Origin of the sequence: Agrobacterium salinitolerans (assembly GCF_002008225.1) — a bacterium.
GTDB lineage: Bacteria > Pseudomonadota > Alphaproteobacteria > Rhizobiales > Rhizobiaceae > Agrobacterium > Agrobacterium salinitolerans.
Genome location: NZ_MRDH01000006.1, coordinates 621,119 through 641,713, shown reverse-complemented (window position 1 = coordinate 641,713; position 20,595 = coordinate 621,119). Strand labels below are relative to the sequence as shown.

At 58.0% G+C, this 20,595-nt stretch carries 23 protein-coding genes and 2 tRNA genes; 9 read left to right on the top strand and 16 right to left on the bottom strand.

The features are described from left to right. Positions 1 to 16: 16 nt before the first annotated feature. The 3 genes from BS627_RS07185 to BS627_RS07175 form a co-directional block, all read right to left on the bottom strand. The gene (locus tag BS627_RS07185; RefSeq protein ID WP_077982489.1) at positions 17 to 754 is read right to left on the bottom strand and encodes an alanyl-tRNA editing protein; all 738 of its coding nucleotides are present in this window, start codon (positions 752 to 754) and stop codon (positions 17 to 19) included. Positions 755 to 766: 12 nt separating this feature from the next. Then, a complete protein-coding gene (locus tag BS627_RS07180) occupies positions 767 to 1,804 on the bottom strand; it encodes a cysteine synthase A (RefSeq protein WP_077982488.1) in 1,038 nt (345 codons plus the stop codon). A 122-nt stretch (positions 1,805 to 1,926) separates the two neighbouring features. Beyond that, positions 1,927 to 3,366 (bottom strand): cryptochrome/photolyase family protein, encoded by a 1,440-nt coding sequence (locus BS627_RS07175; RefSeq protein ID WP_077982487.1) that lies wholly within the window; start codon positions 3,364 to 3,366, stop codon positions 1,927 to 1,929. 189 nt (positions 3,367 to 3,555) lie between these two features. Between BS627_RS07175 and BS627_RS07170 the strand changes: the two genes are divergently transcribed. From BS627_RS07170 to BS627_RS07160, 3 genes are all read left to right on the top strand, one after another. Next, positions 3,556 to 3,825: a DUF982 domain-containing protein gene (locus tag BS627_RS07170; protein ID WP_162520436.1), complete on the top strand. Its 270-nt coding sequence runs from the start codon at positions 3,556 to 3,558 to the stop codon at positions 3,823 to 3,825. A 136-nt stretch (positions 3,826 to 3,961) separates the two neighbouring features. Continuing rightward, positions 3,962 to 4,519: a methylated-DNA--[protein]-cysteine S-methyltransferase gene (locus BS627_RS07165; protein WP_077982485.1), complete on the top strand. Its 558-nt coding sequence runs from the start codon at positions 3,962 to 3,964 to the stop codon at positions 4,517 to 4,519. Between the two features lie 113 nt (positions 4,520 to 4,632). Continuing rightward, complete coding sequence (locus tag BS627_RS07160) at positions 4,633 to 5,076, top strand: TIGR02594 family protein (protein ID WP_077982484.1); 444 nt, start codon at positions 4,633 to 4,635, stop codon at positions 5,074 to 5,076. Between the two features lie 57 nt (positions 5,077 to 5,133). Here the strand turns inward: BS627_RS07160 and BS627_RS07155 are convergent, their stop codons facing one another. Beyond that, positions 5,134 to 5,373 carry a hypothetical protein gene (locus BS627_RS07155; protein WP_077982958.1) on the bottom strand — a complete coding sequence of 80 codons (240 nt, stop codon included), beginning with the start codon at positions 5,371 to 5,373 and terminating at the stop codon, positions 5,134 to 5,136. Between the two features lie 167 nt (positions 5,374 to 5,540). Here BS627_RS07155 and BS627_RS07150 point away from each other — a divergent pair, with 167 nt between their 5' ends. Continuing rightward, positions 5,541 to 5,900, top strand: a complete 360-nt coding sequence (locus BS627_RS07150) for a DUF2934 domain-containing protein (RefSeq protein ID WP_077982483.1) — start codon at positions 5,541 to 5,543, stop codon at positions 5,898 to 5,900. A gap of 84 nt (positions 5,901 to 5,984) precedes the next feature. Here the strand turns inward: BS627_RS07150 and BS627_RS07145 are convergent. Beyond that, a tRNA-Asn gene (locus BS627_RS07145) sits at positions 5,985 to 6,059 on the bottom strand. 176 nt (positions 6,060 to 6,235) lie between these two features. On the opposite strand from BS627_RS07145, the gene BS627_RS07140 reads away from it, so the two are divergent. After that, a complete protein-coding gene (locus tag BS627_RS07140; protein ID WP_077982482.1) occupies positions 6,236 to 6,514 on the top strand; it encodes a hypothetical protein in 279 nt (92 codons plus the stop codon). Positions 6,515 to 6,517: 3 nt separating this feature from the next. Here the strand turns inward: BS627_RS07140 and BS627_RS07135 are convergent, their stop codons facing one another. Continuing rightward, positions 6,518 to 7,162 carry an exopolysaccharide biosynthesis protein gene (locus tag BS627_RS07135; RefSeq protein WP_077982481.1) on the bottom strand — a complete coding sequence of 215 codons (645 nt, stop codon included), beginning with the start codon at positions 7,160 to 7,162 and terminating at the stop codon, positions 6,518 to 6,520. 521 nt (positions 7,163 to 7,683) lie between these two features. Here BS627_RS07135 and BS627_RS07130 point away from each other — a divergent pair. Both BS627_RS07130 and BS627_RS07125 read left to right on the top strand, forming a co-directional pair. Further along, the gene (locus BS627_RS07130; RefSeq protein WP_077982480.1) at positions 7,684 to 8,271 is read left to right on the top strand and encodes a YqaA family protein; all 588 of its coding nucleotides are present in this window, start codon (positions 7,684 to 7,686) and stop codon (positions 8,269 to 8,271) included. 138 nt (positions 8,272 to 8,409) lie between these two features. Then, positions 8,410 to 8,964 carry a dual specificity protein phosphatase family protein gene (locus tag BS627_RS07125; RefSeq protein ID WP_165691203.1) on the top strand — a complete coding sequence of 185 codons (555 nt, stop codon included), beginning with the start codon at positions 8,410 to 8,412 and terminating at the stop codon, positions 8,962 to 8,964. A 304-nt stretch (positions 8,965 to 9,268) separates the two neighbouring features. On the opposite strand, the gene BS627_RS07120 is transcribed toward BS627_RS07125, so the two are convergent. From BS627_RS07120 to BS627_RS07110, 3 genes are all read right to left on the bottom strand, one after another. Further along, the gene (locus BS627_RS07120) at positions 9,269 to 9,472 is read right to left on the bottom strand and encodes a hypothetical protein (RefSeq protein WP_077982478.1); all 204 of its coding nucleotides are present in this window, start codon (positions 9,470 to 9,472) and stop codon (positions 9,269 to 9,271) included. A 222-nt stretch (positions 9,473 to 9,694) separates the two neighbouring features. Next, a complete protein-coding gene (locus BS627_RS07115; protein ID WP_077982477.1) occupies positions 9,695 to 9,955 on the bottom strand; it encodes a hypothetical protein in 261 nt (86 codons plus the stop codon). A 138-nt stretch (positions 9,956 to 10,093) separates the two neighbouring features. Next, positions 10,094 to 10,170: transfer RNA gene (locus BS627_RS07110), tRNA-Pro, on the bottom strand. A gap of 218 nt (positions 10,171 to 10,388) precedes the next feature. Here BS627_RS07110 and BS627_RS07105 point away from each other — a divergent pair. Continuing rightward, positions 10,389 to 10,925: a DUF1269 domain-containing protein gene (locus tag BS627_RS07105; RefSeq protein WP_077982476.1), complete on the top strand. Its 537-nt coding sequence runs from the start codon at positions 10,389 to 10,391 to the stop codon at positions 10,923 to 10,925. A gap of 59 nt (positions 10,926 to 10,984) precedes the next feature. Here BS627_RS07105 and BS627_RS07100 read toward each other — a convergent pair whose 3' ends face one another. The 6 genes from BS627_RS07100 to uppC form a co-directional block, all read right to left on the bottom strand. After that, a complete protein-coding gene (locus BS627_RS07100) occupies positions 10,985 to 11,638 on the bottom strand; it encodes a hypothetical protein (protein ID WP_077982475.1) in 654 nt (217 codons plus the stop codon). Positions 11,639 to 11,810: 172 nt separating this feature from the next. Then, a complete protein-coding gene (locus BS627_RS07095) occupies positions 11,811 to 11,960 on the bottom strand; it encodes a hypothetical protein (RefSeq protein ID WP_003521552.1) in 150 nt (49 codons plus the stop codon). Between the two features lie 77 nt (positions 11,961 to 12,037). Then, positions 12,038 to 13,279: a polysaccharide biosynthesis O-antigen ligase family protein UppF gene (uppF, locus tag BS627_RS07090; RefSeq protein WP_077982473.1), complete on the bottom strand. Its 1,242-nt coding sequence runs from the start codon at positions 13,277 to 13,279 to the stop codon at positions 12,038 to 12,040. After that, the gene (gene uppE / locus BS627_RS07085; RefSeq protein ID WP_077982472.1) at positions 13,276 to 14,829 is read right to left on the bottom strand and encodes a polysaccharide biosynthesis glycosyltransferase UppE; all 1,554 of its coding nucleotides are present in this window, start codon (positions 14,827 to 14,829) and stop codon (positions 13,276 to 13,278) included. The genes uppF and uppE overlap by 4 nt, the downstream gene beginning before the upstream one ends. Before the next feature lie 223 nt (positions 14,830 to 15,052). Continuing rightward, positions 15,053 to 16,195: a polysaccharide biosynthesis type 4 glycosyltransferase UppD gene (gene uppD / locus BS627_RS07075; protein WP_162520438.1), complete on the bottom strand. Its 1,143-nt coding sequence runs from the start codon at positions 16,193 to 16,195 to the stop codon at positions 15,053 to 15,055. 16 nt (positions 16,196 to 16,211) lie between these two features. Next, positions 16,212 to 16,784 (bottom strand): polysaccharide export protein UppC, encoded by a 573-nt coding sequence (gene uppC, locus BS627_RS07070; RefSeq protein WP_077982469.1) that lies wholly within the window; start codon positions 16,782 to 16,784, stop codon positions 16,212 to 16,214. A 210-nt stretch (positions 16,785 to 16,994) separates the two neighbouring features. Between uppC and uppB the strand changes: the two genes are divergently transcribed. Further along, positions 16,995 to 19,262 carry a polysaccharide biosynthesis protein UppB gene (uppB, locus tag BS627_RS07065; RefSeq protein WP_077982468.1) on the top strand — a complete coding sequence of 756 codons (2,268 nt, stop codon included), beginning with the start codon at positions 16,995 to 16,997 and terminating at the stop codon, positions 19,260 to 19,262. A gap of 28 nt (positions 19,263 to 19,290) precedes the next feature. On the opposite strand, the gene uppA is transcribed toward uppB, so the two are convergent. Beyond that, the gene (gene uppA / locus BS627_RS07060; RefSeq protein ID WP_077982467.1) at positions 19,291 to 20,517 is read right to left on the bottom strand and encodes a polysaccharide biosynthesis GNAT family N-acetyltransferase UppA; all 1,227 of its coding nucleotides are present in this window, start codon (positions 20,515 to 20,517) and stop codon (positions 19,291 to 19,293) included. Positions 20,518 to 20,595 lie beyond the last annotated feature (78 nt).

Sequence of the window (20,595 nt, the reverse complement as noted above, 5' to 3'; positions counted from 1 at the left end):
GATGTTTCTCCCGATCTCAGGCAACAGCTTCAGGCGCGCCGAAACGAATGCGGAACCGCCTGTTCTCCTTGCCCTTCTTTTCTATCTTGGCAATGTGAATATCGCCCACTTCCTGCGTTTCGGAAACATGGGTGCCGCCGCAGGGCTGGCTGTCGATGCTGGAATTTTCGCCGATGCAGACGAGGCTGACCCGGCCAAGACCCATTGGCGGGCGCACATTCTTGGATTTGACGATGCCCGGATTGGCGGCAAGCTCCTCGTCGGTGATCCATTGCAGGAAGACGGGGTGGTTGGCTTTCACCAGCTCCATCAGCTTTGCGGTCACCTCGTCCTTGTCGATGGTTTCCGACATGTCGAAATCGACACGCGATTCATCCTCGCCGACCGCCGCACCGGTGATCGGCCATTGGCAGACGACGGAGAGCAGGTGGCAGGCGGTGTGCATGCGCATCAGCTTGTAACGACGCGGCCAGTCCACATGCAGCGTCAGTTTTTCGCCGACCTTGGGTGAAGGTTGGCCTTCGAGCGGCACATGGACGATCACGCTCTTGTCGGCACCGTTTCTGGTGATGCCGAGTTCGATGCGCGACCCATCGGCCCGCTCGAGAAAGCCGCTATCGCCCGGCTGGCCGCCGGAGGTGGCGTAAAAGCAGGTCTGGTCTAGCTCTATGCCGCCATCCTCATGCACCGCCGTGACGATCGCTTCTGCGGTGGAAAGATAAAAATCGTCACGAAACAGGGCATTCACAGGCATTTCGGCATTTCCTTAAACGGTTTCGTAGGGAACCGGAATCTCGCTCTTGGTCGCCAGCCACTGCGGCACGGGAAGCCCCTTTGAGCGCAGGAAATCCGGATTGAAGAGCTTCGACTGATAACGATTGCCGTAGTCGCAAAGTATCGTCACGATTGTATGCCCCGGACCGAGCTCGCGGGCAAGGCGGATTGCACCGGCAATGTTGATGCCCGAAGAACCGCCGAGGCAAAGGCCTTCTTTCGTGACCAGATCAAAGAGAATGGGCAAGGCTTCCGCGTCTGCAATTCGATAGGAAAAGTCCGGGGCGAAACCTTCCAGATTGGCGGTGATGCGGCCCTGGCCGATCCCTTCCGTGATGGAAGAACCTTCGGATTTCAGGACGCCGTGCTTGTAGAATTCGTAGAGGGCGGCACCTTCAGGATCGGCAAGACTGATCTTGATGTCGGGATTGAAATCGCGCAGGCCATCGGCCACGCCCGCAAGCGTCCCGCCGGAACCGACTGCGCAGATGAAGCCATCCACCTTGCCGTCTGTCTGGTCCCAGATTTCCGGGGCCGTCGTCTCAATATGCGCCTGGCGGTTGGCGATATTATCGAACTGGTTGGCCCAGATCGCGCCGTTCTCATCCGTTGCGGCAAGCTGTTTTGCCAGCCGGCCTGAAACCTTCACGTAATTGTTCGGGTTGGAATAGGGTGCTGCCGGAACCTCGACCAGCTTGGCGCCGAGAAGTTTCAGCGCATCTTTCTTTTCCTGGCTCTGCGTCTCGGGAATGACGATGACGGTCTTGTAGCCAAGCGCATTGGCGACCAGCGACAGGCCGATGCCGGTATTGCCGGCCGTCCCTTCCACGATGGTGCCGCCTGGGCGCAACTGTCCGCGCCGTTCGGCGTCGCGGATGATGTAGAGCGCGGCGCGATCCTTCACCGACTGGCCGGGATTGAGGAATTCCGCCTTGCCGAGGATTTCACACCCCGTCGCTTCAGAGGCAGCCTTCAGACGGATGAGCGGCGTGTTGCCGATAGCACTGAGCGCAGAGGGATGAATGGTCATGATCGAGCCTTCTTGTCTGAGCGGAAATTAGGTGCCGTTATGTCCCGTTACAACCGCTTCAAGACAAGAAATTATCTTCCCGGCTTTGGCTTAGCCACGCAAAATTTTGCCGATACCCAGTTTTATGTGGCCTTCTTCACTGCGGCGTAGGCGGCGAGCGCTCTTTCGCGCGCCTTTGCGTGGTCGACGATCGGCAGCGGATAGGTCTTCCCGAGTTCGATGCCCGCCTTTTTCAGTACATCCTTCGGCGCTTCGAACGGCTTGTGGATGTATTTGCGCTCGAGTTTTTCAAGCTCAGGCACGAAGCGGCGTACATAATCTCCATCGCCGTCGAATTTCTCTCCCTGCAATATGGGGTTGAAGATGCGGAAGAACGGCGAGGCATCCGCTCCCGAACCCGCCACCCATTGCCAGTTGGCGGCATTGGACGCCGGGTCGGCATCGACAAGCGTATCGCGAAACCATTTCTCGCCCTTGCGCCAGTCGATCAGCAGATGTTTGATGAGGAAAGACGCCACGATCATGCGCACCCGGTTGTGCATGATGCCGTGTTGCCACAATTGCCGCATGCCGGCATCGACGATCGGATATCCCGTCATCCCACGTGTCCAGGCTTGGAAGGATTTCTCATCATCCCGCCAGGGAAAGGCGTCGAAACTGTCGTTCCAGTTCTTTTCGTCCAGTTCCGGGAAATGAAACAGCAGGTGGTAGCAGAATTCCCGCCAAACGATTTCCTTGCGGAAACGGCTGATATCATTGGAGGCGATATGCCGCGAAAGCCCTTTCGTGGCGTGCCAGACGGCCGCCGGCGATATTTCGCCCGTGGCAAGATGCGGTGAAAGCAGCGACGTCGCGGGTTTTGCCGGAAAATCCCGGCCTTCTTCATAACCTTTCAGGGCACCATCGATGAAATCATCGAGTTTTTCCTGCGCACCGTTTTCGCCGGGCGTCCAGATGTCGTTGAAATCCTTTGCCCAGTCCGGCGTGGTGGGCAGCAGCTTCCAGTCGGCGAGTTTTTCGGACTTCGGCCAGACCTTGGGCGCCTTCAGGCTCTTTGGCGCATCCGCCGGCGCGTGTGGCTCTTCGCCGCCCTCCAGCGCCCGCCAGAAGGGCGTATAGACCCGGTAAGGCCCGCCGGATTTCGTCTGCAGCCGTGATGGCTCGTGCAGGAGATGCCCGGAAAAGCTGCGGACGGTCAGCCCGTCGTCGCGTAGCTTCTGTTTGAGCGCCTTGTCCGTGGCCATGCCAGCCGGATCATATCGGCGGTTCCAGAATATCGCGTCGGCGCCGGTTTCGGATATTAGCGCGCGCAACGTCTTTTCGGCCTCGCCGCTTAAAAGCAGAAGACGGCTGCCGGTTTTTTCCAGTGCGGCGGAAAGCGAGGCGACCGAATGATGAAGCCACCATTCCTGTGCGCCGCCCAGCGGGCCACATGATTCTTCCCTGATATAGACGGGGATGACCGGCCCCCCGTGCTCCACGGCGGCAAGCAAGGCGAGATTGTCCGAAAGGCGCAAGTCCTTGCGGAACCAGACGATTGCGGGGGAGGCTGTTGTTGACATGAAGGGTCCCGGTTCACTTCCGCTTGAACGAGTGTTGAACCGCTTTGTTCCGCAAATCGGCTACAATGAAAAGATGGGGGCGCACGGTTTCTAGGGGGTTATTTTTTCGCCCTTGAAACCGCTGATAAAGGGAACCAACTGGAGGAGCCGGCGTTTGTCGCGGGTTAATAGAGCATGGAAGTGCAATCAATGTTGCTGAATGACGTTAAGTGGGAAAAGCCCGTTACCATCTCTCTTGAAAACGGCGCTCCCCGGATTTTCAACGGCGTTTACGACGCTTTCGATTTTCTCCAGCATGAATGGCCCAAACGGGGCGACAAGGTACATGAACAGGCGCTGCGCCTGTGCCGCGCCTCGCTGATGGGCGACGTAGCGGGAGAAATCGCCCGCACGGCCTTCGTCGCCGCCAGTCGGCAGGCGCAGTGCCTGGTGGAAGAGCCGGACAAAATCGCATCCTGAACGGATTTTCGGAACTGACGTGTAAAAGGCCACCCGCCAAAAACGGGTGGCCTTGTGTGTTGAGAGGGTGGGAACGGGGTTGTTTCGAATGTGGGATATGGCATCGTGCATACGAAAAGGCGAATGAGTGACGGCGATGAGTAACCACCACGGTTATATTGTTTTTCCCACGGCCCTCGGCCATTGCGGCCTGGCATGGGCGGGGCATGGTATCGCGCGTCTGCAATTGCCCAGCCCTGATGCCGGCGAGACAGAAAAGCTTCTCCTGAAGCGCCTGCCGTCCGCCTCTCTCGCTGTTCCGGAAACACGCACGCGTGAGGTGGTTGCAATGATCACCCGTTATTTTGGCGGCGAGAAAGTCGATTTTACCACAGTCGAACTCGATCTCGCCGGGCAGGATCGTTTTTTCCTCGATGTTTACGCCGTCGCGCGGCAGATCGGCTGGGGCAACACGACGACCTATGGCGGCATCGTAAAGACGCTTGGTCTTGGTATGGAAAAGGCCCGCGATGTCGGTCAGGCCATGGCGAAAAATCCGGTGCCGCTGATCATTCCCTGTCACCGGGTGCTTGCCGCCGGCGGCAGGCTTGGCGGCTTCTCTGCGCCGGGTGGAACCACCACCAAATTGCGTATGCTGGATCTCGAAAATGCCGGCCGCAGCCGGGCCGATGAGGCGCAGGGCAGCCTGTTTTGAAGCAATGACAGATGAGCGCACATGAATAGGCGTCTGATTTCTGCCCATTTCTCGTCAAATTGTCGCTAAATTGTCACAATACACGGGCGCCCTCTAACATAAGGGCGAAACGTTTGAAAGTATCCGCGTTAATTCTATCGGTTGCCTTGTCTTTTACAGTCGTTGCATCGGCCTCCGCCGGCATGCTGAACCAGGCAGAAAAATACACCGGGCTGCATGAGTCCAAAAATAACAAGAGCCTCAAGAACATTCTTGGCGCAAATCCACGTAGTACCCCTTGGTGCGGCCTTTTCCTGCATGCTGTCGCCAGCAAGGTCGGGCGGAAATCTCCAAAATCCTATGGGTTTGCGAAGTCCTGGAGATCCTTCGGCTATGCCGTGCCTGTCAGTCAGGCCAAGCCGGGCGATGTCGTTGTCATTCGCAACGGCCGTGGTTACCATGCCGGAATATTGAAAAGCATGAGCGGCAAGACGGCCAAGATCCTCGGCGGTAACCAGTCCGGCCGGGTGCAGGTGTCGAACTTCAATCGCAAGGCCATCGTTTCGGTCCGCCGATAAATCTCCTTGCATTTTTTGATAAAGGCGGGCTTTGACCCGCCTTTTCCTTTTTCAGGTCTAAGGCTGCTCTCTTGTGCCTGGTGCCGCGTCTCGCTGATCGTCGTCTTCCAGGTCGGTCGCCACGATAAAGGCGTCCTCATGCTGCCGCGCCGCCTGCCTGCGCGCGCGAAGGCTGATCGATTCATCCGGATAGATTTCACTGTCTTTAGACTTCAGATCGCTGTCGGTTTCAAAATCCGCCACGTCCTTTTGTCGAATATCGAGAGGTTCGGGACTTTTATGCCTGGCGCCGGTCATCGGAATTCTCCTGTTGTTATCGTGGAGCAAACGATCGGCCGCCGGGGCGGTTCCTTCGATGATCGCGAAATCCGCATCTACGGCTTTCGAAGGCGGAACAAATTCTAGCTTTTTCGGGTTTTCCATGGGCAAAATAAAGCCGGTGCCACGAAAAGAGGGAGGCCTTTATGGACCATGATCGCGAAGCCGAAATCCGGGAAAGAGCCCGCGCAATATGGGAGAAAGAGGGAAGACCGGAGGGTCATCACGAACGGCACTGGATGGAAGCGGAGCAGGAAGTCTCCAACAATGCCGGCAAGGCGAAATCTGCCAGCAAAAGCGGCGCAAAAAAATCCCCCGCCGCTAAAACGCCGGCAAAGAAAACGAAGTCACCGGCTGTAAAGTCGCTTCAGAAAGAGCAGACGGCATCTCAGATGGACAAGGACGATGATTTGACCGAAAGCCTTGAGGAAAGTTTCCCCGCGAGCGATCCGCCAGCGCTTACCACGACAACCCGGGCAACCAAACGCGCACCGAAAAAATCCTGAAGCCTTCAGGTATAAAACGCGATGCGTCCATCCGGCCGGGCGGAAAGCCACTTTAAGCTCTGCATTATATGTTTTGAGAGAAAATGGCTCCCCGGGCCGGATTCGAACCGGCGACCTGTCGATTAACAGTCGAATGCTCTACCGCTGAGCTACCAGGGAACGTCCACCGCTTGGCGCGGTGTGAGCGGGGTAATACAAATGCTTTTCCGATTTGCCAAGCGGTTTTTTCAAAAAAAACGCATTCCTCTTGTTTTATCTCGTCAGAGTCCCGATTTTCCGGGCTTATCGCCGATGAAAAAAATATCCACAGGCCAGATGTTAAAGGGCAGGATGGAATGAAATTCGGAATCGACCACAGAACACAGCGCCTCCATATCGGAAAATGGAGCCTTGCCATGCCGCGTTCCCGCGTTGGCAGGATTGCGACGGGCTCGGCGCTGGTGGTGGGCGGAACGCTGGGTTTCCTGCCCGTTCTCGGATTCTGGATGATACCGCTTGGGCTCATTGTGCTTTCGCACGATCTCCCTGCGGTTCGCCGCCGGCGGCGACGGATGGCGGTGTGGTGGGCGTCGCGACAGAACCGCCGCGACACTCGCAATAACGGTCGGCACTAGGTCTTATGCGCCGATGGAGCTGCTGATGCCTTGGCCGGCCCACAACGCCGCATAGGCGAGCGCCGCGAAATAAATCGATGTCAGTCCCAGGAAAAGATAGCCGCCAAGCACGGTGACGCCATCCCGCTGAATCATCCCGGCCGAAAAAAGCAGGATCGCAACGCCTGGAAGGGTGTTGGAGAAAGGAATGAAGCCAAGCGGCATCATCAGCAATACGCCCGCCGTCATCAGCGCAAGTCCGTTGATCCGGTTGGCGATGATGCCCGTCGTCAGCGCGGGAATGCGCGGGCGGATGAAAGCATCGAGCTTGGAGACAATGGCGATACCTTTTTGAAGTGCCGGGACGAGCTTTGCCGTCTCCATCTTCCGGTCAAGGATTTTCGCCGGCAGCCATGGCAGGCGGTTGAGGGTAATTGCCAGGCTGACAAGGATGATCGCCGCGCCAAAGACGGTGCTGACGCCGGGAATGGAAACCGGAATGAGAAAGGGCAGGGAAGCGATAGCGCAGATGAGCAACAGGCCCTGTTCGCCGATCGCTTCCATCAACTCGCGCAAAGTGATCGTCTGGCCCTGCAATTTTCCTATCAGCTTCTCAAGCGTCGTGCTGAGCTTTTCAGACGTATCAGTGAATGCGAATTCGTTCGTCATGCGTCGTCCCGGAAGTTGATTTAACTCCGGGATTGATACCATTCATCCGGCCCGATGCCTATCGCTGATAGAAACGAGCCTCTTCACATTTGGTCGTGCGGTTTCGCCCTGTTTAGTGCGAAACCCAGCTGCTGTATGCGCCTGCAAGAAGAACGACCAGCAGAATGACAAGTATGACCGGATTAATCGATGTAACGAAGTTTACATAGTCCATGATAACTTCCTCCTCTTTCCTCCACCTCTTATTCTACAGCAAAAAGGCGAGTTAATCTACCGCAGGGTGAAATTTTGCATTGCAGCAACCGGTCTTCGGAATAGGCCGGAAACGCGCGTCTTTATGATTTTTTGCGATGCAAAAATAAATCTTCCAACATTTGCCATTCTCTTGCGTTGTCTCTAATCCTCATTCAGGGTTCGGTTCTCCGCCCTCCGGCAGCTGTCGGTAAACCGCATCAATAACTGCCGATATGCCTTGGCTCCCGCCTGCCATCACTCCGCAACACTCTTCCCGGAGAAACCACATGCTGAAAAACATCTATGCCTGGACGATGGCGCTCGCCGCGCGTAAAACCGCCGTGTGGTGGCTGGCAATCGTGGCTTTCGTGGAAAGCTCCGTCTTCGTCGTGCCTGCGGATGTGCTTTTCCTGCCCATGGTGCTGGCAAAGCCGAAAAAGGCGATGTTTTATGCGCTCGTGGCAACTGTCGCCTCGGTTCTCGGCGGTATCGCCGGCTGGTTCCTCGGTCATTATGCCTTTGAGAGCATCGCCCGGCCCATTCTCGAATTTTACGGCAAGCTCGACAGCTTCGAGCATCTGAAGAACTCGGTGGACTACGAAACCATCGTTCTCCTGCTGGTGACATCAGGGCTCGCGCATCTGCCGCCGATCAAGGTCGTGACGATCCTTTCCGGCGCGGCCAATATCAGCCTTGGCCTGTTCATTCTTTCTGCCGTCGTCACGCGCGGCGCGCGTTTTTTCATCCTTGCCGGATTGCTGCAGAAATACGGGGAATCGGTACGTCATTTTATTGAGAAACGCCTTGGCGCCATCACTGCGGCGGCGGCCGCTGCACTCATCGCGGTCTATGCAGTTTACGTTTTCGTGCGTTGATCAAGCGCAATTTTTCTACTCTTACAATACTGTCGCAGAACTTTCAGCTTACTGTCAGAATCCACCTGTATCGGTTCTCTCGTCGAATAGGGGAACTGTTTTATTATGCGAAGATTCTGGAAGTGCTCGCTTTGGGGCATGGGTTTTGTTGTGCTCGCGGCAGGCTGTTATCTCTACGCCATTCAGCTTCTGGGCAATTTTCACGAGGTTGTCGCAGGGCAGCTTTATCGCTCCAATCAGCCGAGCAATGAGCAGCTCGTCCGCTATACCAAAGATCACGGTATCAGGACGGTCATCAATCTGCGCGGCGCGAACGAATCCAAGGCCTGGTATCGCGATGAGGTCGAAACCGCCCGCGATCTCGGACTTAATCATATCGATTTTGGCATGTCGGCAAGCCAGGAGCTCGATATGAACAGGGTCAACGAACTGGTCGCCCTCATGCGCGATGCGCCGAAGCCCATTCTCATTCATTGCAAGGCCGGTGCGGACAGGACAGGCCTCGCCACCGCGCTCTATCTCAGCCGCGTGGCAAAGCTTGACGAGGAACAGGCGGAAAGCCAGCTTTCCTTCCGCTTCGGCCATATCGGCATTCCCTATCTCTCGCAAACCTACGCCATGGACCGGACCTGGGAAAACGCGGAAAAGATGCCCATCGTCGACGATTTTGCGATCGCCTCTAACGAATATTGAATGTGTTAATGGCAGGCGACGCAGGCAAGGATGCCGGGCCGCCTGTTTCCGGTCTCCGGTCAGTTATTAAGCAGCCTATGACTCATCCCTTCGCCTCGGCAGTATCGGGAGAAAATGGCGGGGGCGCGACGCCTTAGGTCCAATCGTCCCCCAGAGCACGTCCGGTTTAAGCGGAATCGGTGGACGTGCTCTCCCTTTTTGTTTTCACGCATTTCCGGACGTAAAACCGCTTCGCACTTTTACGGGAAATGCTCGAGCTCGCCGCATGTATCGTCGCGTCCAAAAGAGGCTGGCGAAGACGATTCTAATCGCGTCCGATATCCGGCGTCCATCCGCGCGTATATCCCTTTCCCATAATGGCGACCGCCAGGGAAAGCTGTTCCTGCAGATGTTCGATTTCGCCGAGAAGGGCTTCAACAGCCGCTTTCGCATCACCGTCGTGACACTGGATGACATAGCCCGCTATGTCGTCAGGCCGTATGGGGGTGATTTTTCCAGCGTTGGACATATCGGATGACCTCTCTTTTGTTCACTAAATGTTCTAATTTTAGCGAGGAGTCAACAACGGAGAGTCGACAATGCAGTGGGGATTGCCCTTCGGTGGTCGGCGGCTTTACAGTGAAGACTGTATTTTCAAAAACTATGCGGAGAATGTTCTCCCTCACCACAATGGTCGCAGTACGGGATTTTGCCCCGGACCCCCAACGGTCCGGCGTCGAGCATTCGAACGTCAGTGGATGGACGGATCCTCGCCATCCAGAAAGCTGCGAATCCCGTCCTTCTCACACGTTGCCAGGAATTCTTCCCAGGCATCTTTATCGGTCGCGAAGGGTTCGTCCCAGGTGGTGACATCGTCATGCTCGCTGATGACTTCGAGCGTCCAATCCTGCTGGGTGCCGGCGGGCCGGTAGATATCAACCAAAACCGTGACGCCGTCGTCTTCAAACTCGCCCGAGAATTCCGAGTGTTCTATTTTCGTTTTTTTGGCCATCTCGGCGCACCTCATTCTCAGGCCTGGACAAATGTATAGCCGAATCCGGTCTTTTAAATTCGCGCATGGCGCGGGTTACCAGATGGCTGAAACAAATATAGCCAGCTCTGGGGGAACTGGCTATCTATCTGATTTTAATGGTCGGAGCGGCGGGATTCGAACCCACGACCCCTTGACCCCCAGTCAAGTGCGCTACCGGGCTGCGCTACGCTCCGAACCTGAACGCCGTTTATATATAAGCCTGTTAGGGCGCAAGCGGAAAATGGTCTTTTCATAAAAAAAGGAGCAAAGGATGTGGATGGTGTAGAAGGCCTGAAGCAGTCCGGACGGGCGGTCGTCAAACGCATGACACATCCTCTTTCCATCATTGCCGGAACAAGCCGCCCGCTTCGGCGTTCAATCGCAGCGGAATTGAAACTCAGGGAGACGAACTATGTCTGAACTTGTCGTTGTTGGTTTTGACGGAACGGAAGTGGCCGACAGGGTGCTTCTGAAGCTTGCTGGCCTGAAAAAGGAATATCTGGTCGATCTGGAGGATGCCGTGGTTGTCGTTCGCGATGACGACGGCAAGGTGCATCTGAAGCAGAGCGTCAATCTGACTGCGATAGGTGCAAGCTCCGGTTTCCTGTCCGGCGGCCTCTGGGGCGGCCTTGTCGGCCTGCTGTTCCTCAACCCGCTGGCGGGATTTGCCATCGGCGGCGCGATCGGTGCGGGCACGGGCGCTCTTGCCGGTTCGCTGACGGATTTCGGTATCGATGACGATTTCATCAAATCGCTCGGCGAGACCATTCCCAATGGTTCTTCGGCGCTGTTCGTGCTGATCCGCAAGGTGCAGCCGGAAAAGGTACTGGCGGAATTCGAAGGCCTGCGCGGACGGGTCATCAAGACGTCGCTGTCGCCGGCGCAGGAAGCGCAGTTACAAAAGGCGCTTTCCGGCGGAGCCGAACCTGCTGCCGCGCCTGCCGCCTGAACGGGCGGTGAAAGCGAGGCTGCGGCATGTTCCATGTCGCAGCCATCCGGGAATGCGGCTTACACGGTCAAAGTGCCGTTTTTCGCCTGTGGCCAGGTGAGATAATAATAGCGGCTGCCGACGCTGCCGAAAAACGCGTTGTCGCCAGAGATAGTATCGACATAGGCGCCGGTTTCGCTTCTCGCATAGGTCGAGCCGTCGCGTTTGAGATGGTCTTTCAGAAAGTCGCTCCATCCCGTCATGGCGATATTCATAGCAGGGCCGGAAGTGGTTTTTGTATCTGCGGCCACGTCCCAGGCTTTGACCTGCGCGCCTTCGGCGGGATCGGAGACGGTCAGCGTGCCGGCCGTCAAAGCCTCCAGCATGGCCTTGGCCTGCGAAGCCTTGTCCGGATCCGCGGTCAGTTCTTCCAGCGTCTCCTTCAACGCCTTCATGAAATCGGCCTTGGTAATATCGCCGGAAGAAAGCCGGGTATCCGTGTCGTCGGTCTGCGTATCCTCGTTCGAGGTCTGGGCATATTGCGCCAGAAGCTGCGTGAGCCTGGTATTGGTGGACGAGGAGGAGTTGGTGGTGTCGAGCCCGTAGGAACCGAGCAGAGACGTCCGAGTCGAGGATGAGGACGTGACGGCGGGATTGTCTTCCTGCTCCTTGATGGCCTTGAGGGCCATTCTGGTTGCGGTGAGGCGTGTGGACAGGTCGATGGAGGAGACCATTGCGCTAGCTGTTTCCTTGATCGGGCGATACGCATCATTCGTACCGAACTGGCTCGGCGGGCATCGATCCCGCCTTTCGTCTCCTCTCATAAGAAGACCGGGCGAATCCCGGCCGCGTTCGGCTTGGGATGCACTCGGTCTTAATGGCCGGACTTTGCGCGACGCTTGCGGATCAGTTCTCCTGAACGGAGACGCCGTTCGGGCCGATGTTCATCTCGATTCCCTTCGGCTTGCTCTCCTCGTGCCAGACATAGATGCCGAGACCGGCAATGACCACGATGAGGGCACCGATAATGAGATAGAGATTATTGGTCTGCGTCATAAGATGTCTCCCCGTTTGACAATCGGAATCGGGGGCTAAACGCATGAAGTGGTGTAAGGTTCCGTAAGGGTAGGTCTTTACGCGGCGCGTGCGCGGCGGCGCAGGCTTTCACGTTTTTCGAGCGCCATGCACCCCCACAATATGCCGAGCAGCAGGAAGAAATGCCGCCAGTGGTCGGTATCGATGACGGCGCCGATCATCACATGTCCCACGAAAGTAACCCAGGAAATGATGAGGAACGGCTGCCAGGGGCGTGGCCGCAGCAGATGCCTGAAACCGGCGGCAACGGTCCAGCAGATCAACACGAGATAGATCACGAAGCCGAACCAGCCATGCGTCGTCAGGCTCTTCAGCCAGATATTATGTTCGGCAGCGGGAAAGATATTGTCGAACACCATCGGGCCAATGCCGAGGGGATGATCCATTGCGAGCAGGAAGCCGAGATAGTGGCGGGCAAAACGGCCGAGATGCCCACCATCATAGGATTGCACCGCAGAGGCGCGGCTAAGGAACAGATCGGCCACCTGTTTGAACTGCAGCGCGATGATAATAGCCGCGACCATGAGGCCCGCGGCGACGAGAAACAACACGAGTATCTTCAGACGGAAGGCGGCCGTTCGTTCTTTCAGCAGCATGACGAAAACGAGGAGGATGGTGGAAAACAGAAACAAGCCCCAGGCCGCGCGCGAGAATGACAGAAAAATGCCGAGCGACAGGATGAGTAGCCCGACGATCCGTAAAGGCGCATGCATCGCCTTGCCGGTGAGGAGGCCGTAGATCAGATAAAGCGATGGGGTCACCAGAAAGGGGCCGAAAACATTCGGGTCCTGAAATGCGCCCTTGGCGCGGTCGTAGAGGGTGAAGACCTCGAAACCCGGAATAGCGTGGAAATATCCGATGATGCCGAGCAGGGCGGTGATCAGCGCCGCTGCAAGCCAGGCCCGGAAAATCAAAAGCAGCCGCTGGTATTTGTCCTCGATGATCGCCGCGTAAAAAACCGATGTCAGCGCCAGAAAGGTCGAGACGGCGAGATAAAGCGGTCCCTCATCCAGATCGGCCATGGTGGTGAGCGAAAGATAACCGCCGACATTGAAGGCAAGCAGCAGGCACAGAAGCAGGACGACGGTGCGCGAAAGGCGAAGGCCGAGTAGGAACCAGAGCGCCACCTGTCCCACCATCATCAACTCATAAGGCGCCGGCTCGGAGATGACGAAGCCGGAAAGGAACACGCCAAACGCGATGAAGAACGCACCGATGAGCCGCATGGTGGCCAAAGGTGCGTCAAAACCCGCCGCGTGCTGGTAACCGGTGTGGGTCAATAGGCGTTTTCCGATTTCAGCAGCCGTATCGGCGTGAGGAACAGAATCTTTAAATCGAGAAACAGCGACCAGTTCTCGATGTAATAGAGATCATATTCGGTCCGGAACTTGATCTTGTCGCCATGGTCGATCTCGCCGCGCCAGCCGTTGATCTGCGCCCAGCCGGTGACGCCGGGCTTGACCTTGTGGCGTGCGAAATAGTGCTCCACCACCTCGGTATATTTCAAGTCGCCCGTCTGGGCGTGAACGGCATGCGGGCGCGGCCCGACGAGCGAAAGATCGCCGTAAAGAACGTTGAAAAGCTGCGGCAATTCGTCCATCGAGGATTTGCGCAGGAAGCGGCCGACGGGCGTCACGCGCGGATCGTTCTTTGTCACGGCCTTTTTCGCGGTCGGGTCGGCGAGCTCCGTATACATGGAACGGAACTTCCAGACATTGATCGTCTCATTGTTGAAGCCGTGGCGCTTCTGCTTGAAGAGGATCGGGCCTTTCGAGGTGGTTTTCACGGCAATTCCCGCCCCCACCATCACCGGCCATAAGAGGGCGATGCCGATGAGGCTGAAGGTGATGTCGAACACCCGTTTCGCCACCGAATCCCAGTCGCGGATCGGCTTGTCGAACACATCGAGCATCGGTACCTTGCCGACATGGGAATAGGCGCGGGGGCGGAAACGCAATTTATTGGCATGCGCCGCAATGCGGATATCGACCGGCAGCACCCAAAGTTTGCGCAGAAGCTGGAGAATGCGCGCCTCGGCGCTGAGCGGCAGGGCGATGATCAGCATGTCCAGCTTCGTCAGGCGGGCGAACTCCACCAGCTCCGCAAAGGTTCCGAGTTTGGGATAACCGGCGACAACTTCGGGGGAGCGGGCGCTTTTCCGGTCGTCGAAGATACCGCAGATGCGTATATCGTTGTCGGACTGCTGCTCCAGCGAGCGGATAAGGTCCTTGGCGGCATCGCCGCCGCCAACGATGACGGCGCGGCGTTCCATGACGCCGTTGCGGCCCCAATGACGAATGGCGAAACCGAGGATCAGCCGCCCGGCGAAGATCGCGACCGCAGCCGTTGCATACCAGACGCCAAATGCTTGCCAGGAATGCAGCGCATCGGGAAAGAAAAGGAGAAGGAAACAGGCAATTCCCACGAAGGAGAGGCACACCGCGCCCTGAATGCGGGCGAACATCTTCAGCGGCGTGCGCAGCGTCGGAAGCTGATAGCAGTCACCGGCCTGCAACAGAAACACGCAGAGCGCCGCCCCCAATACGCCGCCGCCGAAAACCGACAGAAAGGTTTCGAGACCGCGATCGGCTGCGATGCCGTTGACGATGGCGGCGATGACGACGAGCATCGTGAATTCCATAAGCCGCAATTGCCCGATCACCATATTGGGCGAATGGTTGCCGGCGCGAAGCTGGTTGGCGATCTGCCGTGCAAGCGGATTGAGAACGACCGTTTCGGACGCCGAAGACCCGCCGGCTTCATGGTCAGAGAGTTTCTTGCGCAATGACGCCAGATCGAATTGCATTCTGTCCTTGTCAGTCTTGGTCATTGCCTTGGTCCGCACCCTCCAGCACATCGGCCTGAAAATCGCATTGAATTTTCGAACGGAACGATGCGCAACCTCAAAGTGGCAGAGCGCCTTGTATGCATCCGAATGGGCGCACGCGCTCTACGAGCAGGAAACTAGCCGAAACATGCTAAGAAACGTTTATGATGATTTTCTACAGGATGGCCGGAATATACAATTAAAAATCGTGTTTTTGAAATGACTATCAGGTGGATAACAGGTCGCGATAGAGTTTCATCATCTCATCCGCCATGACCGGGGTTGAAAATTTCGCTTTGAAGCTGTCGGGACGAGGCATGATCCGCTGCGCCCAGTCGGCGTCCTCCGCATCCTTGACCATGATCCGCGCCAGCGCGTCGGCGTCACCAGCCGGTACGAGCGCTTCGCTGTCTTCTCCGAGGACTTCGGGAATGCCACCGACATGCGAGGCAATGACCGTCTTTCCCGACGCAAGCGCTTCAAGCACGATATAGGGCATGGCTTCGGCGCGCGAAGGCACCACCACCGTCGTCGCCAGTTCGAAGGCCTGTCTGGCGGGCATGGCCGCATGCATGGAAATACGCCGGGAAAGCCCAGCCTTGTCGATCATCGCCGCATATTTGTCCCTGTCCGGTCCGTCGCCGACAATCACGCCGGACATGGGCTTGCCGAGACTGCGTTCCATCTTTGCAAATGCCGTGATGAAGACATCCGGCCCCTTGAGGTCGCGCAACATGCCGATATAGAGAAAACGGGCTGCATCTTCGCGCGCGGGTACGGTTTCGAACTCGCTTTCCTGAACGCCGTTATAGATCATCGCGGTGCGGGTGCGCGGCCTGCCGACCTTGGCTTCATACGTCGCCTGCTCGAAATTGCAGACGAAACAGAGCGCATCGGTGAAATGTTCCTGGAACCGCTCCAGCCGCAGGAAGAGCTGCCCTTTGAGGCTGTTTCTGGCGTAATGCAGGCTGCCGCCATGCGGTGAATAGAGGCGGGCTACGCGATACCTGTTCGCCCGCAGGAGTGAGCCGATCAGCCGGGCAAGAGCGCCACCCTTGGCGCTGTGTCCGTGCAGAATGTCCGGCCGCAAACTTTTGATGTGCTTGTAGGATTTCCACAGCGCCATGAGGTCGCCGGGGCTGATGGACCGCCTGATGGGCAGGCGGGTGAGGCCGAGTTCCAGCATCGGGGTGATCTGTGCGAAAAGCCGCTCCTCATGCGCGCCGCCGGTGGAACTGTCGCAAACGATGCCAACCTTGTGGCCCTGCTTCACATGTTCTTCGATGAGGTCGCGCACATGGCGGAAAACACCGCCCACCGGGGAGCGGAAGCAATGAATGATACGCAGGGGAGGGCCGTCATCCGACACGTGCGCCACTCCGTTCTTAGAAGAAGCGTTCACGCACATAGACGGTATCACCCGCCAGAATGGGCGCGGTGATCCCGATCCGGCCGGTCATCACCTCGGCGTTGATCTTGCGGGTAATGTCGACATCGGCCTGATTGGCGCGCGGAGTAAAGCCGCCGGCAATGGCTATGGCGTTTTGCGCGGTCATGCCCGGCACATAGGAATATTGGCCGGGACGACCGACTTCGCCCATGATGAAGACCGGGCGATAACGGTCGATCTCGATCGTCACGTCTGGATCGCGAAGGTAACCCTGCCGCAATTTGGCGGCTATGGCGGCTTCGAGCTGCGGCAGCGTCTTGCCGCGTGCGGGAACCTGACCGACGAGCGGGAAGGCGACATAACCGGCCTGGTCGACCGTATAGGTGTTGGTCAGCCCGGACTGCTCGAACACGTTGATGCGCAGCCTGTCGCCGCTATCGACATGATAGGGTTGCAGCGCAGCCTCGTTAAAGGACCTCGGCGCGGGTTGATATGCCGCGCAGCCGGAGAGGGCCGTCAAAACGGCGAGCGTCAGTGCGGTGACATGTCGTGATCCGGCGAGCGGCATCTCATCTGGCTCCGAGTCGATCTTTGATCATTCTTATCGTTCTGTTAGGGTTAATGTGCGGTAAACAGCCGGCGCGAGCGATGGTAATATCGGCTTTATTTCGTCGGATTCTCCGGGATTAACTGTTGTGTTACCCGCAAGACTTAAGCTTCGCGAAAATTGACCATCTATATTTGAACGCCCGAGGTTTGTCTCGGTTACGGAGCCTGCATGAACGGCGATCGCATTGACGACAGGGATGTGGATATCGATCTTGCGCAGCTTGTCGCAGCCATATGGCAGCGCAAGGGGCGGATCGCGGCGATCACGCTTCTGGCCGGAGGCACCGCCTTCGTGATCTCAAGCATGATGTCGCCCGCCTATAAGGGCGAGGCGCGCGTGCTCATCGAATCCCGCACGGCCTCCTTCGGCGCCTCGCAGCAGTCCAATGCGCCCGCCGAGCCGGTTCTCGATGAATTGACCGTTTCCAGCCAGGTGCAGATCCTGCAATCGGTCGATCTCATCAAACAGGTCGCGAAAGACATGAAGCTTTATGAGCTTGATGAGTTCGATCCGGAGGCCCATCCTTCGCTCATCTCGCAGCTGCTGGTCGCCGTCGGCGTCAAGAAGGACCCGCTTCAGGTGTTGCCCGAGGAGCGGGTGCTGACGGCCTTCCGGGAGAAGTTGCAGGTCTATCAGGTCGAAAGTTCGCGCGTCATCACGGTCGAATTCTCCTCGCAGGACCCGAAGCTTGCCGCTGCCATCCCCAATGAGATGATGAAGGCCTATATCGCCCTGCAAAGCGGCGCAAAGCTGGATACAAGCACGGAAGCGGCGCGCTGGCTGGAGCCGGAAATCGCCAATCTGCGCGAAAAGGTGCGCGAGGCCGACAGGAAGGTCGCGGATTACCGCGCCTCCGCCGATCTTCTCTCGGCAGGGCAGGGCGAAACGCTTGCCACCCGCCAGCTCAGCGATATCTCCACCGAACTCGGCCGTATCCGTGGCGAGCGCGCCAATGCGGAAGCGCGGGCGGAAGGCGTGCGCAGCGCGCTTGCTAACGGCCGTCCGCTTGATACTTTCCCCGATGTCGTCGGTTCCCCGACGATCCAGAGGCTGAAGGAAAACGAGACGACGATCCGCAGCCAGATTTCCGATCTCTCGTCTTCGATGCTGGAAGGCCATCCGCGCATCCGCGCGCTGCGCAATCAGCTTGACGGCATACAGCGGCAGATTCAGGAAGAAACCCGCAAGGTGCTGGCAAGTCTCGAAAACGAGGCCAATGTTTCGCGTCTGCGGGAACGGCAACTGGTTCAGCAGCTGAACATGCTGAAATCGGAAAGCGTTCGTGCCGGCGAACAGCAGGTCGGTCTCAACGATCTGGAGCGGGAAGCTTCTGCGCAAAGGCAGCTTCTGGAAACCTATCTTGCCCGTTACCGCGAAGCGACTTCGCGCGCCGGTTCGGTGGATTCCACGCCGGCCGATGCGCGCGTCATCTCGACGGCGGTGGAGCCGCGCGAACCCTATTTCCCGAAGACCGGCGCCATCACCATCGTCGTGACGTTGGCGGCCTTTCTGCTGTCCTGCATCGTCGTCATGCTGGTGGAGCTCTTCACCGGCCGGGCCTTGAAGCCGTTGGGCAGGAACCAAGTTCCGCCGCTCTCCGATCCGCCTTCTCCTTCCCGTTCCCCAGCCGATCCGGACAAAACGACGGACGTGTCGGAACAGCCTGTAGTCGCGCGCCATGAAGCCATACAGCCTGCTGCGCGAGCCATGCCGGTCGCCGCATACCAGCCCGTTGCCGAAGAGGAAGAACGGCGTGTACCGGCCGCCGCTGCGGCCGCCATACCGGCCCTGCCGGTGGAGGATGTCACGGCCGCGAAAGAGGAGGCAGTGGAGGAGGAGGTCGACGCCAATGACGACTTCTCCATTAGCGCCGTTGCAGGTTTCCTGGCTACCCGCCTTGCCAAGCCGGTCGCCGCGATCGTGTCTCCCGCCGGTGATAGCGGTTCGACCACGACCGTCATGCTGGCGCGTGCTCTGTCCGAAATGGGGCGTTCGGTCGTTCTCGTCGACATGACGGCGTCAGCCTGTCCGACGCGATTGATGGCGCCGGAGGCTGGACTTCCCGGTGTGATGGACCTTCTGGCGGGCGCGGCCGCCTTTGGTGAAACCATTCACGGCGACCGCCTGTCCGACGCCCATATTGTGCCGCGTGGCAATGCGCAGCCGCGCGAGGCCATGCGTGCGATTGACCGTCTGACGATGATCCTCGGCGCGCTCTCCGACGCTTATGATACCGTCCTCGTCGAGTGCGGCGCGGTACAGATCTCGAGCCTCGGGAAAATGCTGCGCAACCTGCCGGCGGAAATTATCGTCTCGGTTCCGGGCAAGGATAGCGAATTGTTGGAAAAGACGCTCGGTGAACTGGTTGCCGAGGGTTATGGACAGGCGCTGCCGCTGACCGGCATGCGCAAGCCGGACCATCTGAGCGCGGCCTGAGGCGCCGCATACCTACAGCGCCGGCAACTCAGTCGGCGGCGCTGTCCATCTTCGGCCGTCCGGCGCGAAACCGCTGTATCAACGCATAAAGCGCCGGATTGGATTTGATCAGGCTCTTCGTCCGGGCGATGGCGACATAGGCCGAGGCCGCAACACGACCCTTCAACGTCACCGGCAGGAATATATCGTGCTGCACGGTGAAAAGCGGGCACCAACTGCGCTTGTAGAGCTGGTCGCCGACGCCGAAATCGAAGATTGCCGCCTTTTCGCGGCAGGCCCTTTCGATCATCAACCAGAACAGCAATTCACCGGGGCTGAGTTCCGAAACGGATTCATCGATCGAACCGAACTGGCAGATGATGTGATCCTGCTTGCGTGAAAGGCCGGCTATCGCGGCGATGACGCCCTCGTTTTCGCCATGCAGGCGAATGGCGTGCAGCTCCAGCAGGCTGTCCGTGCCTGTCTGTGGGAAATTGGCGAGATCGTAGAAGAAATCCTTCACCGATTGATCGCGAAACACATCCGGAATGCCCTGCGAGGCGAAACGGGCGGCCTTTTGGCGGAAAAACGCCTGCAACATTTCGCATTTTTCCTGTGGCGATTGAGCGATCACATGGCTGTAGCCGCCCATTTCCTCGGCCCTTCGGCTCTGGATACGGAATTTCTTCCGTCGCCTCTTGGCATTGACCTGCCGAAGCGTGGCCTCGAAACTTTCGAGCAGGGGAAGCTGGAAGGCCGGATTCTGGTTCTCGACGGAAGCAAGATGCGAGAGGGGATTGGTCCTGTCGCGCCACCTCAGCGGTATGTTCTGCAAAGCCAGAATATCGACTCGACCATGCAACAGCTTCCGCGCCTCCCGGGCAATCGCCGCCGCGATTTCCTGTCCGGCCTGTCCGGCAAAGGAGGGGTCGAAAAGCCCCGTATTGATATTGTTGAAACGGCCGCCGGGAAAACGCGCCTTGCGAACGCCGCCTTCCATTACGATTTCGAGAGGCAGCAGAAAGATCGTCTTGCCGCGTTGCCGGCCGCGAAGCGTCAGGAGCGCGCTATCCTGCGTTTGTGCCCAAATGGAGCACCAGCCGAAACTCTGATGCAGCGAATTGAGCGGATCGTTTTCCAGCCGCTCCCAGTCGACGCGGATGGTGGAGGCGTCATCGACCAGATCGATCAACAGACGATCAGCACCCCGCCGCTCGTTTTGCACGGCGGTCGGCGCTTGCTCGTCGCTGATAAAGACCGGCCCCTCAGCCGCCATCCACTCTCTCCGGTTGTTTCGGTCGGACTATATCGCTGAGCGGCAAACAATCGGTTTATAAAATTGCGACCTCAGGGT

Coding starts and splice junctions, on each gene's coding strand:
- BS627_RS07185 (WP_077982489.1), bottom strand. CDS start 754: ATGCCTGTGAATGCCCTGTTTCGTGACGATTTTTATCTTTCCACCGCA.
- BS627_RS07180 (WP_077982488.1), bottom strand. CDS start 1,804: ATGACCATTCATCCCTCTGCGCTCAGTGCTATCGGCAACACGCCGCTC.
- BS627_RS07175 (WP_077982487.1), bottom strand. CDS start 3,366: ATGTCAACAACAGCCTCCCCCGCAATCGTCTGGTTCCGCAAGGACTTG.
- BS627_RS07170 (WP_162520436.1), top strand. CDS start 3,556: ATGTTGCTGAATGACGTTAAGTGGGAAAAGCCCGTTACCATCTCTCTT.
- BS627_RS07165 (WP_077982485.1), top strand. CDS start 3,962: ATGAGTAACCACCACGGTTATATTGTTTTTCCCACGGCCCTCGGCCAT.
- BS627_RS07155 (WP_077982958.1), bottom strand. CDS start 5,373: ATGACCGGCGCCAGGCATAAAAGTCCCGAACCTCTCGATATTCGACAA.
- BS627_RS07150 (WP_077982483.1), top strand. CDS start 5,541: ATGGACCATGATCGCGAAGCCGAAATCCGGGAAAGAGCCCGCGCAATA.
- BS627_RS07140 (WP_077982482.1), top strand. CDS start 6,236: ATGAAATTCGGAATCGACCACAGAACACAGCGCCTCCATATCGGAAAA.
- BS627_RS07135 (WP_077982481.1), bottom strand. CDS start 7,162: ATGACGAACGAATTCGCATTCACTGATACGTCTGAAAAGCTCAGCACG.
- BS627_RS07130 (WP_077982480.1), top strand. CDS start 7,684: ATGCTGAAAAACATCTATGCCTGGACGATGGCGCTCGCCGCGCGTAAA.
- BS627_RS07125 (WP_165691203.1), top strand. CDS start 8,410: ATGGGTTTTGTTGTGCTCGCGGCAGGCTGTTATCTCTACGCCATTCAG.
- BS627_RS07120 (WP_077982478.1), bottom strand. CDS start 9,472: ATGTCCAACGCTGGAAAAATCACCCCCATACGGCCTGACGACATAGCG.
- BS627_RS07115 (WP_077982477.1), bottom strand. CDS start 9,955: ATGGCCAAAAAAACGAAAATAGAACACTCGGAATTCTCGGGCGAGTTT.
- BS627_RS07105 (WP_077982476.1), top strand. CDS start 10,389: ATGTCTGAACTTGTCGTTGTTGGTTTTGACGGAACGGAAGTGGCCGAC.
- BS627_RS07100 (WP_077982475.1), bottom strand. CDS start 11,638: ATGGTCTCCTCCATCGACCTGTCCACACGCCTCACCGCAACCAGAATG.
- BS627_RS07095 (WP_003521552.1), bottom strand. CDS start 11,960: ATGACGCAGACCAATAATCTCTATCTCATTATCGGTGCCCTCATCGTG.
- uppE (WP_077982472.1), bottom strand. CDS start 14,829: ATGACCAAGACTGACAAGGACAGAATGCAATTCGATCTGGCGTCATTG.
- uppC (WP_077982469.1), bottom strand. CDS start 16,784: ATGCCGCTCGCCGGATCACGACATGTCACCGCACTGACGCTCGCCGTT.
- uppB (WP_077982468.1), top strand. CDS start 16,995: ATGAACGGCGATCGCATTGACGACAGGGATGTGGATATCGATCTTGCG.
- uppA (WP_077982467.1), bottom strand. CDS start 20,517: ATGGCGGCTGAGGGGCCGGTCTTTATCAGCGACGAGCAAGCGCCGACC.